The 484-nt window shown below is 42.1% G+C and carries 1 protein-coding gene; it reads right to left on the minus strand.

The window, feature by feature from the left end:
* Nucleotides 1–346 (minus strand): transposase (locus AN394_RS21295; RefSeq protein WP_235576292.1); only part of this gene is annotated, 346 nt, incomplete at its 3' end.
* Between the last annotated feature and the right edge of the window lie 138 nt (nucleotides 347–484).

The following is a 484-nucleotide window of genomic DNA, read 5'->3' on the forward strand; positions in this document are numbered from 1 at the left end:
TGGTTATCTGTCGTGAAGTTTTGTGCGCAAAGTCCAGCCTTTGCCTTGAGATTTTTCCGTGTAATTTATTGATGCGTTGTTTTGTTTTTAGCCAGCGATTTGAACCTTTGGTTCGACGTGCAAGCTGGCGTTGCAATTGATTTAACTTCTCTATTGCTTGCTTTAAAAACTTCGGATTATCGGCCACGAAACCGTTCGAACCAACCCCCGTTTGCTTTGAGTTGATGTCAAAGCCAGTGATCGTTTCCAAAACTTGTTTAGCCGTTTTGCATTCCACTTCCTGAGTGATACTGCATTCCCATTTTCCGTGACGATATTGAACACTGACGGTCTTAATTTTGCTCACTAGCTCACTATGCAGAACGATTGGCACTTTGCCGACCTTCGGAATACTGATAGCGCCATTTTCGATTCGAATGCAATTGGAATTATTGACGGCTCGAAACGAGTCGTTGTGAAGTTTTTTCTTTTTGTATGAGACTTT

The sequence above is a fragment of the Pseudoalteromonas sp. P1-26 genome (assembly GCF_001401795.1).
Classification (GTDB): domain Bacteria; phylum Pseudomonadota; class Gammaproteobacteria; order Enterobacterales; family Alteromonadaceae; genus Pseudoalteromonas.